This window comes from Streptomyces sp. Isolate_45 (assembly GCF_024721315.2).
Taxonomy (GTDB): domain Bacteria; phylum Actinomycetota; class Actinomycetes; order Streptomycetales; family Streptomycetaceae; genus Streptomyces.
The window spans coordinates 1-12,894 of the sequence record NZ_JANFAK020000007.1; the positions used below are offsets into that span (position 1 = coordinate 1).

The 12,894-nt window shown below is 72.3% G+C and carries 11 protein-coding genes and 1 pseudogene; 9 read left to right on the top strand and 3 right to left on the bottom strand.

Features of this window, described 5'->3' with window-relative positions; genetic code table 11:
- Positions 1–628, bottom strand: a 628-nt coding sequence (locus tag NOD94_RS04070) for a M23 family metallopeptidase (protein WP_281204280.1), incomplete at its 3' end; no start/stop codon positions are given.
- 279 nt (positions 629–907) lie between these two features.
- On the opposite strand from NOD94_RS04070, the gene NOD94_RS04075 reads away from it, so the two are divergent.
- Positions 908–1,501 (top strand): TetR/AcrR family transcriptional regulator, encoded by a 594-nt coding sequence (locus NOD94_RS04075; RefSeq protein WP_281204281.1) that lies wholly within the window; start codon positions 908–910, stop codon positions 1,499–1,501.
- 425 nt (positions 1,502–1,926) lie between these two features.
- On the opposite strand, the pseudogene NOD94_RS04080 reads toward NOD94_RS04075, so the two are convergent.
- Positions 1,927–2,275: pseudogene (locus NOD94_RS04080) on the bottom strand (hypothetical protein); the annotation flags it as partial.
- A gap of 171 nt (positions 2,276–2,446) precedes the next feature.
- Here NOD94_RS04080 and NOD94_RS04085 point away from each other — a divergent pair.
- Positions 2,447–3,427, top strand: a complete 981-nt coding sequence (locus NOD94_RS04085) for an alpha/beta hydrolase-fold protein (RefSeq protein ID WP_281204282.1) — start codon at positions 2,447–2,449, stop codon at positions 3,425–3,427.
- A gap of 310 nt (positions 3,428–3,737) precedes the next feature.
- Positions 3,738–4,058, top strand: coding sequence for a hypothetical protein (locus NOD94_RS04090; RefSeq protein ID WP_348652311.1), 321 nt, complete (start codon positions 3,738–3,740; stop codon positions 4,056–4,058).
- Positions 4,059–4,293: 235 nt separating this feature from the next.
- On the opposite strand, the gene NOD94_RS04095 is transcribed toward NOD94_RS04090, so the two are convergent.
- Complete coding sequence (locus tag NOD94_RS04095; protein ID WP_281204283.1) at positions 4,294–4,707, bottom strand: hypothetical protein; 414 nt, start codon at positions 4,705–4,707, stop codon at positions 4,294–4,296.
- A 371-nt stretch (positions 4,708–5,078) separates the two neighbouring features.
- Here NOD94_RS04095 and NOD94_RS04100 point away from each other — a divergent pair, with 371 nt between their 5' ends.
- From NOD94_RS04100 to tsaD, 6 genes are all read left to right on the top strand, one after another.
- Positions 5,079–6,521, top strand: a complete 1,443-nt coding sequence (locus NOD94_RS04100; protein WP_281204284.1) for a hypothetical protein — start codon at positions 5,079–5,081, stop codon at positions 6,519–6,521.
- A 227-nt stretch (positions 6,522–6,748) separates the two neighbouring features.
- Entirely contained in the window at positions 6,749–8,035 is a 1,287-nt protein-coding gene (locus tag NOD94_RS04105; RefSeq protein WP_281204285.1) for an AAA family ATPase, read from the top strand.
- 122 nt (positions 8,036–8,157) lie between these two features.
- Positions 8,158–9,363, top strand: a complete 1,206-nt coding sequence (locus NOD94_RS04110) for a VWA-like domain-containing protein (protein WP_281204286.1) — start codon at positions 8,158–8,160, stop codon at positions 9,361–9,363.
- Between the two features lie 367 nt (positions 9,364–9,730).
- Entirely contained in the window at positions 9,731–10,534 is an 804-nt protein-coding gene (locus NOD94_RS04115) for an MEDS domain-containing protein (RefSeq protein WP_281204287.1), read from the top strand.
- Complete coding sequence (locus tag NOD94_RS04120; protein WP_281204288.1) at positions 10,531–11,493, top strand: sensor histidine kinase; 963 nt, start codon at positions 10,531–10,533, stop codon at positions 11,491–11,493. Before NOD94_RS04115 ends, NOD94_RS04120 begins: the two co-directional genes overlap by 4 nt.
- Before the next feature lie 208 nt (positions 11,494–11,701).
- A complete protein-coding gene (gene tsaD / locus NOD94_RS04125; protein ID WP_281204382.1) occupies positions 11,702–12,763 on the top strand; it encodes a tRNA (adenosine(37)-N6)-threonylcarbamoyltransferase complex transferase subunit TsaD in 1,062 nt (353 codons plus the stop codon).
- Positions 12,764–12,894: the final 131 nt, after the last annotated feature.

Consider the following 12,894-nt stretch of genomic DNA (forward strand, 5'->3'; position numbering starts at 1 on the left):
ACTGGAACACGGCGGAACGGTCCGGGGACTGGGCGAACAGGCTACTGCCGGCGGACACACCGCAGTTCGTGCTCGTCATGGTGATCGGGCTGTCGGGGTTCAAGACCAGCGGCCCCTGCCCCTGAAGGACGGGGTTGACGATGTGCTGGTTGTCGGCGTCCTGGTCGCTGCTGGGGTTGTAGAGCTGCTCGTAGTGCAGGTGGGGCCTGCCTTCCGAACCGACGTCCCCCATGTAGCCGACCACGTCGCCGCGCTTGACCCACGTGCCTTCCCTCGCCACGCCGGTCATGTGCATGTACGTGGTGAACCATCCGCCGCCGTGCCGGATCTCCAGCCCGCCCGGCGAGAAGGTCTCGTGCACGTAGCCGTCGGCCGAGGCCAGGACGGGGCTGCCCTCCCGCATGCCCTGCCGGTACATGTCCATCTTCTTGTCGTCCGGGTTGTGACCTCGGTAGGTCTTCACTTCGATCACGCTGCTACAGGGGAACGGAAGTAAGAAGTCCGGCCGTTCTGCCGCCGCGTTCACCTGTCGAGCCGGGGCGGAGGCCGAGGCGGGCGTGGGCGCGATCGGTGCGAGCAGCAGCGCTGCCGCCGCCGCTGCCAGGAGGCCGACCCGTGTGATTCTCATGCGTCTCCTTGGAGTGAGATGGACTCTGAAGGCCGTACGACTCGGGGTCGCGGAACGGCGTCAGTATGGTTTCTCGGGGCCTGGATATGGAACAAGTTTCTAGAAAAATATTTTAGTTTGGCGGGATGACGCTGCCGGAGCAACACGGCCCGACCCATCCGAAGCGGCCGCGAGGCCGGGCGGTTCTCACTGGCCGGCCCGCCCCGGCACGCGACCGCGCCGGGGCCCGAGATCCGCCACCCGGCGCACACTTCCGGTCGCGCACTAAACTCTCCGCCCATGGCAATGAAGCAGTCCCGTGGCGAGATCACCGTCGAACGCTTGCTGGCCGCGGCACTCCAGGTGTACGCCGCCGAGGGCCAGGCCGGCTTCACGGTCCACGCGATCACCTCGGCCAGCGGGGTCAGCCTGGGCAGCCTGTACCACCACTTCGGCAGCGTCGACGGTTTGGCCGCCGCGCTCTACTCGCGCTGTCTGGAGCGGCAGTACGGCGAGGTCCTCACCGCCTTCGGCCGGGCAAGGAGCGCCCGTACCGGAATCCGCGCACTGGTGACCACGTACCTGCGGTTCACGAGGGAGAACCCGGAGATGGCCCGGTTCCTGCACGGCTCGGCCTACTCCAGCTACCTGCCCGTCCACGCGGACCCGGCCCGCGGGGTCGAGCCGGACCACTTTCCGCGCGTCGCCGACCATTTGCGGCCGTGGGTGGAGGCGGGTGAGATCGCGGCGCTGCCCGATGCGCTGCTGGAGGTCCTGGTCGTCGGGCCGGTGGCGGTGGCCGCCCACCGCTGGCTGGCCACTCCGCAGGACATCGACCTCACCGAGGCCGCCCGTGTCCTGTCCGAACGCATCTGGCGTTCGATCCAGCCGTAGTCCCGGGCCGGGCACGGAGAAGGATCTCGTCACGGGTGATCGGGCCGCCCACGTCCGACCGGACGGGCTGGGCGGAGCGGAGACCGATGCCGTTTCCGGCGGCACTGGCCCCGGATCCCGTCGCGAGGACGTTTGCGCCTGCGAGGGATGTCGCAGCCGAAAGTCCACCGGCGGCTCTGAGGAGCGCTCTGCGGGAGGGACGGTGTGCGCTCACAACGGGCTCCTGGTCGGTAGCGGTACGAGGCACTACGGAAAAGGGACCCGTCGCGGTCGCGCTGGGTCACAGTGTGATCGCGCTCAAAGCTACCGAGAGGGACACGGCCCGGGGATCCGGAGAATTACGGGTGGTCACCCGCGGCCCCTCCCGCTAAGGCTCGCGCGCTTTGCCCGTCGGGCCCGTCAGGCCCCTCAGGCCCGTCATGTGATCATTCGGCGGTCTTGATCAGGTCGTCGATCCAGATCACTGCGGCGCGGAGGTGGAGGCCGGCGAGGTGGCCGACAGGGGTCTTGTCGACGAGTAGGCCTTGTCCTTGGCCACCGCGCCCGGCTTGGTGCGGGGACGACCGAGGGCCAGGCTGATTCTCACCTTCGCGAGCACCGGGACGAACTGCGGGCTGTCCCCGGCCTGCCCGACGGTCAAGACCAGTGCGAGCGGACGGCACAGTCTGTTCCTCCCGTGCGGGCACCCTCGGTGATCAGGCCTTCCAGTAGGGCGGTGAAGACACCGGCGTCCCGCCGGACGCGGAAGCGTTCGTGGACGGCGGCCCAGGGGCCATCCGACAGTTGCCTTCACGACATCACGCAGGTCCTAGAGGACGCGAGCCGGTTCTGTCAGTCCGTAAGGTTCCGGATACTCCTCCCGGGCGGTGATCACTAGCCTCCAAATCGCCCGTGCCGCCGGGACGGCAACCGGATCCCCAGTCAGCTCGCCCACAGGAGGTCACCTTGACCACGCAGAACCCCACCCGCAGGAGCATCCTCACGTCCGCGGGCGGGCTCGCCGCCGCGGTGGCCCTGGGAGCCGGCGGCGTTCTCGCGTCGGCGTCGGCGGCCTCGGCGGCCGACGACTTCCTGCGCGTCACGGAACGCAACGAGCAGGATCACCGGATGTGGTACTACCGGTTCCAAACCTCCGCCATCGGCGGCTGGACACCGGCCGTCAACGTGCTGCTCCCCGACGGCTACCACACCAGCGGGCGCCGCTACCCCGTTCTCTACCTGCTCCACGGTGGCCTGGAGGATTTCATCACCTTCGACGCGCACCACGACATCCGGGGCCTGACGGCCTGGAAGGACCTCATCGTCGTGATGCCCGACGGCGGGCGCGCCGGCTGGTACTCCAACGCGGTGAGCTCCAACATCGGCGCCCGGAACTGGGAGTACTTCCACATCGGGCAGCTGATCCCGTGGATCGACGCGAACTTCCGCACCTACGCCGAGTACGACGGCCGCGCCGTCTCCGGGTTCTCCATGGGCGGCTTCGGCGCCCTGAAGTACGCGGCCAAGTACTACGGCCACTTCGCCTCGGTCAGCGCCCACTCCGGCCCGGCCAACCTGCGCGGCGGCAACGGTGACCTGGTGACCCACTGGGCCAACGTCTCTTCCGCCGCCGTGGAACTGAACGGCGGCAGCGTCTACGGCGCGCCCTTCTGGGACCAGGCCCGGGTCAGCGCGGACAACCCGTGCGAGCGCGTCGAGAGCTACCGGCACAAGCGGGTCTTCCTGGTTGCCGGCACCAGCCCCCAGGACATCCAGGGTTACGCCAACGAGACCTTGGTGCTCGCCACCCAGCGGGAGTTCAAGTGGCACCTCGACCGCGCGGGCATCCCCTACGAGCAGCATGAGGTGGACGGCGGCCACTGGGTCCGCCGGCATCTGCTGGAGCGCGACATCAACGGCGTCATCGACCGCCTGCGCAAGGCGTGAAGGGGATACCTCGCGTGATGTCCCCATCGACCGCCTGCGGCAGGGCCCGGAGTGCGGATCGCGCCACGTTGAAGGGGTGAAAGGGCGGTTCCGCCGGGCCGTGCCCTCTCGGGCACGGTGACCTTGCCCACCCCGGCAGGTCCCGTACGCGACGTCCGCGACCGGGGGCGCAAGGGCCGATCCCGCACAGCCACTGGGACGCGGGGCCGGGCACGCGCGGCTGATCCGCCTCCTGGACTCCTTCGTCCTTGAGGCCCCGGACCGCCCCGCCCTGGACGGCCCGGAGTGCGCGGCGGCCGGCACGATCCGGGTGTTCAACGCGGAGAAGGGCTGCCAGGAGCGGGCCGACCGGGACCCGCAGTGCGGTCTGGGCCTGGCGATCGACCCGATGCGCCAGTACACCGCAGACAACGTCGTACTGTCCCGGGTGTGGCACGGTGACGTCCTCGCGGTCGACTGCCAGTTGCCCAACGGCCGGGTCGTCATCGACGAGGCGGACCCGCAGTCCACCCGCTGGTTCAACGTCCGCCTCCCGCCCGGCTCCACACCCCCGACAGCGTGGCTCCCCGTCGTCCGCACGAAGGACCGCCCGGCGCTGCAGGGGTGCGCGCACCCCGCGACCGGCCGCTGACGCTCCCGGCCGGTACGGCCGTAGCCCGACCAGCGGTGCGCGCAACGCTCTGCGCCGGGGAAGGCGTAGGTCTGAGCCTGCGTCGATGACGGACTCACCTGCCACGAACCGTTCCAGCTCCGCCGCAGCGGCCATCCCGAGCGGGTCGACGAGGGCGCGGGCACCAGCACCTGGCCGGAAGGACGGCCGGGTGGCTCGTACCGCCCCACCTCACAGGCTCGTACCGCCCCCCACCTCACAGGATGGTGATCACTCCGCTCGTCGGGGTGGGTCGGACCGCCGGTGGTCCGCCGGCGTCGTAGAGGACCTTTCCGGTGACGGTGTTGACCGTGGCCGCGAAGAGTTGCTCGCGGCCACCGACCGAGGCCCTGACGAAGTGACCTCCGTCGGCGTCGCGCTCCAGCGCGATGAACTCGATGTCGGCGCCTCCGGACACCTCGATCACGTCGTCGGCGTCGAAAGCTCCTTCGGCGTCGGGGCGGGTGGTGCCGGATTCGGTGGGCGCGCCGACTTCGTACACCGCCACGATCCGCCCCGTGGGGTCGACGACGTCGAGCCGGGCGGGAATCGAGGTCCCGCCGAACGCCACGAGTTCGGGTCCCTCGTCGCGGTAGTACAGAGCCAGCGTCGCCACGCTTCTGTCGGACACGGCTACCCCCTTGGCAGTCGAACGTTCACGGGACTCGGACGAACCCGTCACGGACTCCGCTGCGCGAAATCCCGCACCGCACGCGCGGTCCATCCGATTCGGGCCTGCCGCTCTGCTGCCCCGGGCCTCGAAGTTCAACCCGTACTCGGCGGGCCGCTCCCCGTCCCGGGACAGGGAGCGGCCCGGCCGACCGAGGCGGTGCACGTCACGGCGCACGCCACACGGTGCCCACCGTGCCGGCGCCCCGGCCGCGGCCCCGAGGGCTCACGGTTTTGTGGCTGACAGATCATCCGGGAGGTGCTTATGATGCCGGTGATGAACAACTTCCCCTGTTTCGGATTGGGGGAATCGTCCACGCAAGGTGAGTGCTGATGGCAACTCACTTCGTGGAACCGATTCCCGCCCGCCTACTGATGTGGCAGCGCGTACGCGATTACGCCGTGCCACCGTCCATGATCGAGAACGCGACCGCGCGCCGCGCTGTCGGTGACTGGGCCGGTGCCTGCGCCGTCGCCCGGATTGACGTCGATCTCGATCTGCGCGCCGTGCGCCACAGCCACGGCACTGAACTCGCCACCCGCCTAAGGGCGGATCTGCGCCGACTGGCGCCGGAACTGCTGCGCTGGAACATGCCCCGGATCGCCCCCGACGGGCGGCTCCGGCCCGGTCTCACCCTTTCGCTCGCCCGCTACGGAGCCCGGAGCCCCGCCGCGCCGCAGCTCGTCGTGCGGACGCCACCCGCCTGGGCGGACGCAGGTCAGCGGATGTCCCTGGCGCTCTGGGAGGATTCGCGGAGCGACGCACCGGAGCACCATCCGCATCCCCACCCCGACCGGCGTTTCCGCCTCGACCTGCACCGACACCTCTGGGACGCCACGCGCAGCGCCGAGCTGGCACAAAGGTGCGGCGCGGACGCGCCGTACCGAACCGACGGCCGTGGTCCCTCGTGGCCGCCCGACCACTGGGCCCACGAGGCGGAACTGCTCCTGCGGGCCGAGGGCCGTCCTCGCGGGGCCCTCACCGTGCGGCTCGGTGCGCGCAGCCACTCCGTGCTCGAACTCGTCGCCCCCGACGACAGCCATGCCCCGGTGCTCCGGCCGGTACGGGAGATGCCGCCGCCGCAGCGGGTCGCGGCGCTCCCGCTGCTTCCGGAGGCCGCTGCCCGGCCGCATCCGGACCTGGAGTTGCTGCGGGCCGGCCTGCTCCGTGTCGAACGGCTGCACCCGCTGGTCGCGGCAGCGCTGTCCGCGCCCGAAGTCGTGGGCTCGGCTTCCGGTCGGGTGGCGGTGCGCGACCTCGGAGGGACGGCGGACGAACCGGCCCCCGGGCCCACGGATCCGCATCGGGTCGAGTGCGTCGGGGAGGTCCACCGAATCGCGCTGCGAAACGGGACGCTGACGGCGGTCGACCATCATCCGGCCCAACTGGCCCGTGAGGAACTCCTCATGGCCCTCGGCGGGCCTGGACTGCCCTGCCTCAGGGCGATCGACACGGTGCACCGCACCCCCGAGGCGCTGCCGGCAGTCCGTGAACGGCTCGGCCACGGCGACGTGACCGGTGCCCTGGGCGTGGTCGAGGGGTTGCTCGGTCCCGGCGCCGTCCTGCGAGAAGGGCCCCTGCGGGAAGCACTGGAAGCGGCTGTGACCGGACGCCTCGACCACGGGGCCTTCCGCTCGGGGCTGGTACCGGTGCATCCCGCCGCGACGGCGACGGGGGACCCGGGCCACCGGCCACGGCTCGACCGTCGTCTGCCGGGGGAGATGCGCCGCAAGCGGGGCAGCCGTACCCGACCCCGGACCGGCCTGCAGAGCTGAAGGACCGTCGCGCCCGCGTCCGCGGGGCGGGTCGGCCGCACGGTCTCGTCCGAGAGCCCTCCGGCACCTGACTCACACCGGCAACGGCCCGGCCCGGACCCGGCCCGGCAGCCGGCCCCGACCCCTGCGGGCACTGCGCATGGCGCGCGTACGGCGCCCACGCCGTCGTGCGCCGCTGAACGACGACAACATCCAGGACGGTTCCCGTCCCCGAACACACCCAGGTGATGCCCGTGAACTCAAGCACCCTCCTCCCCGTCCCCGTCCCCGTGCCGATTCCGGCCGGTCGCACGCAACTCTCCCTCGCCGAAGACCTCCGAACCCTCCTGCGGACGACCACGACCGAGCCGCGCCCCGACGAGCAACTGGAGGCACTCACCCTGGCCGTCGCGGCCGACTTGCCCGTCCTGCTCTGGGGCGAGCCCGGTATCGGCAAGACGGCCGCGCTGACCCAGCTCGCCGCCTCCTTCGAACTGCCGCTGACGACAGTGATCGCCAGCGTCCACGAGCCGACCGACTTCTCCGGGCTGCCCATCGTGGGCGACGACCCCGCAGCGAACGGCGTGCCCATGGCCCCGCCGCAATGGGCCGTGGAGCTGGCGCGCGCCGGGCGGGGGCTGCTCTTCTTCGACGAACTGTCCACCGCCACCCCCGCCGTCCAGGCCGCACTGCTACGGGTCGTCCTGGAGCGGAGGGTCGGCACGCTGCAACTGCCGCCAGGCGTACGGATCGTGGCCGCGGCCAATCCGCGTGCGTCGGCCGCGGACGGATGGGAACTGAGCCCGCCGCTGGCGAACCGGTTCGTGCACCTGTACTGGGTGCACGACCGGGACGTGGTGGTGCGCGGTCTCGGTGGGGTCTGGCCGCGCGCGGAACTGCCCCGGCTCGACCCGGCGGGACTGCCGGAGGCGGTGGCGTTCGCCCGCCGCGCGGTCTGCGGCTTCCTGAACGCCCGGCCGACCCTCATCCACCGGCTGCCGACCACCGAGACGAAGCGCGGTGGCGCATGGCCCTCGCCTCGCAGCTGGGAGGCCGCGATGTCCCTGCTCGCCTTCGGTACGGCGGCTTCCGTCTCCCGGGACGTGCTGGCAACGCTGGTCCGAGGTGCGGTCGGTGACGGGCCGGGCCTCGAACTGCTCGCCCACATCGACCGGATGGAGCTGCCCGACCCGGAGTCGCTGCTCGCCGACCCGGCCGCCGCCGAACTGCCCGAGCGCGGCGACCTGCGCCAGGCCACCCTGGAAGCGGTGGTCGCCGCCGTCGGGGCGCGTCCGGAGCGGGAGCGCTGGGAGGCGGGCTGGGCGGTGCTGGTCAGGGCGCTGGAGACCGGCGCACCGGATCTGCTGGTCGCCCCGGCGAAGGCGCTGGCGGCGCTGCGTCGCGACGGCTGGGAGGTTCCGGACGCGGTGGAGCGCCTCGCCGCGGTCGTCGGCCTCGCCCGGCGGGTGGAGGATTCGGTGACCCGTACCGCGGCGGCCGCGGGCGTCAGGAGCGCGGCGGGTGGGCGCCGATGAGCGGGGCCGTGAAGCAGCCGCCGCCGCGCCCGCTACCGCGCCCCATGTCCCCGCCCCCACCGCCGCGGCCGGTGCGAATCGCGGTTCCCGGGGCACCGCCGGGCCCCGTGGTCCCGCTGGACATGGACAAGCTTCTGGCAGCGCGGCTGTACGCGGTCGCCGTCCGGCCGTACCTCGCCGGCGCGCTCTTCGCGCTCCACGTGGTGGAGGACCGGTCGGTGCCGACCATGGCGGTGGACGCCTACTGGCGCTGCTACGTCTCCCCGTCCTTCGTGTCGCGCACTCCAATGGAAGAGCTGGCGGGCGTCTGGGTGCACGAAGTCTCCCACCTCCTTCGGGACCACCACGAACGCAGCGCGCGGTACGCCCGGGAGCACGGGGAACAAGGGCCGGGGCAGCGGCTGAGGCAGAACGTCGCGGCCGACTTCGAGATCAACGACGACATCTACGGCGATGGCCTGCCGAAGCCGGCGGGGGCGGTGCTCCCGGCGTTGGTGGGCCTGCCCGAAGGGCTGCTCATGGAGGAGTACCTGCGGCGGTTCTCGATGGCGGGTCGCACACCACGGCTGGCCTGGCTGGACTGCGGCAGCGGCGCCGACGGGCACGCGCGGCCCTGGGAGTTGGGGCCCGAGGGATCGCACGGCCTGAGCCGGCAGCAGCGTGACGCGGTGCGCTTCCGGGTGGCCGAGGCGATCACCGGCCGGCCCGGGGACGCTCCGGAAGGGTGGCGGCGTTGGGCGGACGAGGCGTTCCACCCTCCGCAACCGTGGCGGCAGTTGCTCGGTGCGGCGCTCCGCGCGGCCGCGGGAGCTCCGGGGCCGGGCGAGGACCACAGTTACCGGCGTCCGTCCCGTCGCTCGGCCGGCGTCCCCGGCGTCGTGCTGCCGAGCCTGCGCCGGATGCCGCCCCGGGTCTGCGTCGTGATCGACACCTCCGGGTCGGTGAGCGACGCCGAGCTGGGCGGCGCGCTGCTGGAGGTGGCGGCGATCTCACGGGCGGTGGGCGGGCAGCGCGACCTGGTCTCCGTGATCTCCTGCGACGCGGCGGCGGGCGTCGCGGTACCGCTGTGCCGGGCCGAGAACCTCGAACTGATCGGCGGCGGTGGCACGGACCTGCGGTCCGGCTTCGCCCGTGCGCTGCGCTCCCGCCCCCGCCCGGACGTGATCGTCGCGCTGACGGACGGGCAAACGCCCTGGCCCTCCGCGCAACCGTCCTGCCGCACGGTCGTCGGCCTCTTCCCCCGTCCCCTCCGCACCGTGAACGAGGAGGATCCGGACTACGTTCCTGACGCTCCGCCCGCGTGGGCCCGCGTCGTTCCCATCGGCTGAGCGAGGCCGCCGGCGCGGGTCCACCCCTTCGCGGATCGCGGCCGTCCGTCGTCCGGAGGGGCGGAGGGGACCCTGGTCCACTCGGGCACCATGCCCCGGTGACCGGCGGTGGTGGCGGCCGGCCGGGGCGGCGCGGGCATGTCCTCCCGCTCGCGCCGCGCCCCCCGGGCGGGCCCGAGGGGCGCGGACACCTGGGGGTCGTGCCCTCCGCTTTCGTCGTCGCCGCGGAGATTGGCGCTCCGCGTGGTGGGCAGGGGTCGAACAGGATCCCTTCGCGGTCCGACCGCAACGTCGTCGGTTCTGCGGCCCGGGCCGGTATCGTGCGGTGGCGGTACGGGCAGGTCGGGCAATCCTAGGGAGGCTGGCTGTGAGAGCGGCGCGAGCCCTGACGAGACTGGACGAGGTCGAGCTCGGCGACCACGTGTGCTGGCGCATGGACCCGACCGCGACCCTGCTCACCGACGTGCGGGCGTACGTGGCCGACGGAGCCCTCTACGGGGACAAGGTCGTGATGATCGGCTCGACCGGTGCCGCCACGACCGCGCGTGACTGTTCCCCGGCGGCGTCGGTGATCCTCGACCTGCCGGACCTGGCGGACACGGACGTGATGCTGGCAGCGGTACGCCGCGAGGCCCGCACGGCCGTCCGCCAGGGCTTCCGATCGGTCCGTGTCCTCACGGAGCGGGCACCGATGACCGCGCCCGGCGGGGCCGAGGAAATGCTGGCGCAGGAACTCAAGCTCGACGAGTTCGCCTCCGAGAGCGGCGCCATCGTGGTGTGCGCCTTCCGGTCGTCGCTGTGGGACGCGCCGTCGATGGAGCGGGCGGCGTGTATGCATCCTCACGAGATGGGCACGCGCGCTGAGCGTCCGGCGTTTCGGATGTTCAGCACCGGTGCCAACGAGTGGAGCGTGGACGGAGTGATCGACTCGGAGGGCGCGGACGCGTTCAACGCCGCAGCGAGGGCCGCGATACGGCACACGCCCACCATGAAGCTGCGGTTCGACACCCTGGAGATGATCGACGCCGCCGGCATGCACGCGCTCGTGGACGCGGCCCGTCACCTGCCGGACCGCCGGATCGAGGTGGAAGGCGCGAACGAGACCGTGCGCCTGTGCTGGGAGCTCGCGGGCTACGCGACCGACGGAGTACCGGTGGTGATGGCGGCATGACCGCGACCGTGCCCTCGAAGCCGTCCGGAGAGGACCGGAGTCCCTTCCGTCACGAGCTGTACCCCTACCGCGGCGAGGCACAGTTCCTGTCCGGGACCCTGGGCTTCATCCACGAGGCCTTGGAGGGCGGTGAGGCGGTCGTCGTCGCCGTCCCCTCCGACAAGAGCTCGCTCCTGCGCGGCGAACTCGCCGACGAACCGGCCGTCACCTTCGTCGACACGACGACGGCGGGCCCGAACCCCGGCCGTCTCGTCGCCGCCTGGACCGCGTGGATGAAGGAGCGCGGCGAGGGCGACAGGCCCGTGCGCGGCATCGGTGAAACCGCGTGGCGCGAGGCGCGCAGCGCCGCGCACCTGTCCGAACTGCGCTACAACGAATGGCTGTTGAACCGGGCCTTCGCGCGCAGTTCCACCTGGTCGATGCTGTGTCCCTACGACGCGGCCGACGAGGACCAGGACGCCCTGCGGTCGCTGTCGATCTGCCACCCGCTGATCCGCCGGGACGGTCGGCAGGCGCCGAACGAGGACTACCTCGCCGGCGAGGAGTACGCCTTCGAGGCCCAGGGCGCCCCGTGCGACCCGTTCCAGGAGCTGAGCTATACGCAGGGCGACCTGGCGGCGATCCGTTCGAAGGTATCCCAGTGCGCGTCCGACGCGGGAGTGCCGCACGACCGGCTGTCCAAGCTGGCCGTGGCCGTCACGGAGATCGCGACGAACAGCATCCGCCACGGAGGGGGCGGCGGCACCCTGCGCACCTGGACCCAGGACGCGACCTTCCTCTGCGAGTTCCGCGACTCCGGCTACATCTCCGACGTCATGGCGGGCCGCAGCCGTCCCGACGCCCACCAGCTGGGAGGCCGTGGGCTGTGGCTCGCCCACCAGCTCTGCGACCTGGTCGAGATCCGCTCCACCCGCGACCAGGGGACCACGGTCCGCCTGCACATGGACGTACCGAGGTAGTACTGCCCGCGGCCCCGACGGGACCCACCCCGACGGGCGCCCTCCCGTAGGCCCCGCCGTGACGCCCGGGCCGGCGGCAGCGTCGGCAGACGGCCGGCCGGCCGCGCCGGCGCACGTGCCCGTCCGGGCCCGCCCCTCGGCCGGTACCTTGTTGCACATAAGTTGCAACTGCTTGATTGGTGCGAAAGGGGTCGTCGTGGGCTCTCCGGTGGTGCTGGGCATCGAGTCGTCCTGTGATGAGACGGGGGCCGGGATCGTCTCGGGCGGGCGGCTCCTGGCGCACGTGGTGGCGTCGAGCATGGACGAACACGCGCGCTTCGGCGGAGTGGTGCCGGAGATCGCCGCCCGCGCCCACCTGCAGGCCTTCAACCCGGTCGTCCAGGAGGCGCTTGACCGGGCGGGGCTGCGGATCTCGGACATCACCGCCGTGGCCGTGACCACCGGGCCGGGGCTGTCGGGTGCGCTGCAGGTGGGGCTGGCCGGGGCGAAGACCCTCGCGTACTCCGCGGGCGTGCCGCTGTACGGCGTGCACCACCTGGCCGGACACGTCGCCGCCGACACGCTGGAGCACGGGCCGCTCCCCAACCCGTGCATGGTGTTGATCGTGTCGGGAGGCCACACCTCGCTGCTGTTCGTACGGGACCTCGTACGGGACCCGATCCTGCACATCGGCGACACCGTCGACGATGCCGCCGGGGAGTGCTTCGACAAGGTGGCACGGGTCTTCGGACTGCCCTACCCGGGCGGACCCGCGATCGACCGGGCGGCCCGCGGGGGCGACGGGTGCGCGGTGGCGTTCCCGCGCCCCCTCACACGTCCGGGTGACGCCCCGTACGCCTTCTCCTTCTCCGGCCTCAAGACCGCCGCCGCCCGCTGGGCCGAGCAGCACCGCCTCGGCGGCGAGGAGCTCCCCCTCGCCGACGGCGCCGCCTCCCTGCAGGAGGCCGTCGCGGACGTGCTGACGCGCAAGGCGCTGGCCGCCTGCGAGGAGTACGGGGCGCGCACCCTCGTGGTGGTGGGTGGGGTCGCCGCGAACTCCAGGGTGCGCGCGCTGGCGGAGGAGCGCTGCGCGGCGGCCGGGGTCGAACTGAGGGTCCCCCCGTTGACCCTGTGCACCGACAACGGGGCGATGATCGCCGCCGTCGGCGACCTCCTGGTGCGGGCCGGCGCGGCTCCGGCGCGGCTCGACCTGTCGATCGACCCGTCGGCGCCCCTGGAACACGCCTCCCTGCACCCCGTCGCCCGCGGCGCCGTCCCGCTTCCCCTCTGATCGACCCGGTCCGTGGCGCTGAACGAGGCCGTCCGCGAGGTGCGTCGTCCGCTCCGGGGGAGGCGGACGCAGCCGCCCTGTCCGCCGGACTACCGAATCGCCTGTTCGAGGTCGGGCCGATCGACCTGGTC

Excerpts from the sequence above, each read along its gene's own strand:
- NOD94_RS04075 (WP_281204281.1), top strand. The coding sequence starts at position 908 with ATGGCAATGAAGCAGTCCCGTGGCGAGATCACCGTCGAACGCTTGCTG.
- NOD94_RS04100 (WP_281204284.1), top strand. The coding sequence starts at position 5,079 with ATGGCAACTCACTTCGTGGAACCGATTCCCGCCCGCCTACTGATGTGG.
- NOD94_RS04105 (WP_281204285.1), top strand. The coding sequence starts at position 6,749 with ATGCCCGTGAACTCAAGCACCCTCCTCCCCGTCCCCGTCCCCGTGCCG.
- NOD94_RS04110 (WP_281204286.1), top strand. The coding sequence starts at position 8,158 with ATGGACAAGCTTCTGGCAGCGCGGCTGTACGCGGTCGCCGTCCGGCCG.
- NOD94_RS04120 (WP_281204288.1), top strand. The coding sequence starts at position 10,531 with ATGACCGCGACCGTGCCCTCGAAGCCGTCCGGAGAGGACCGGAGTCCC.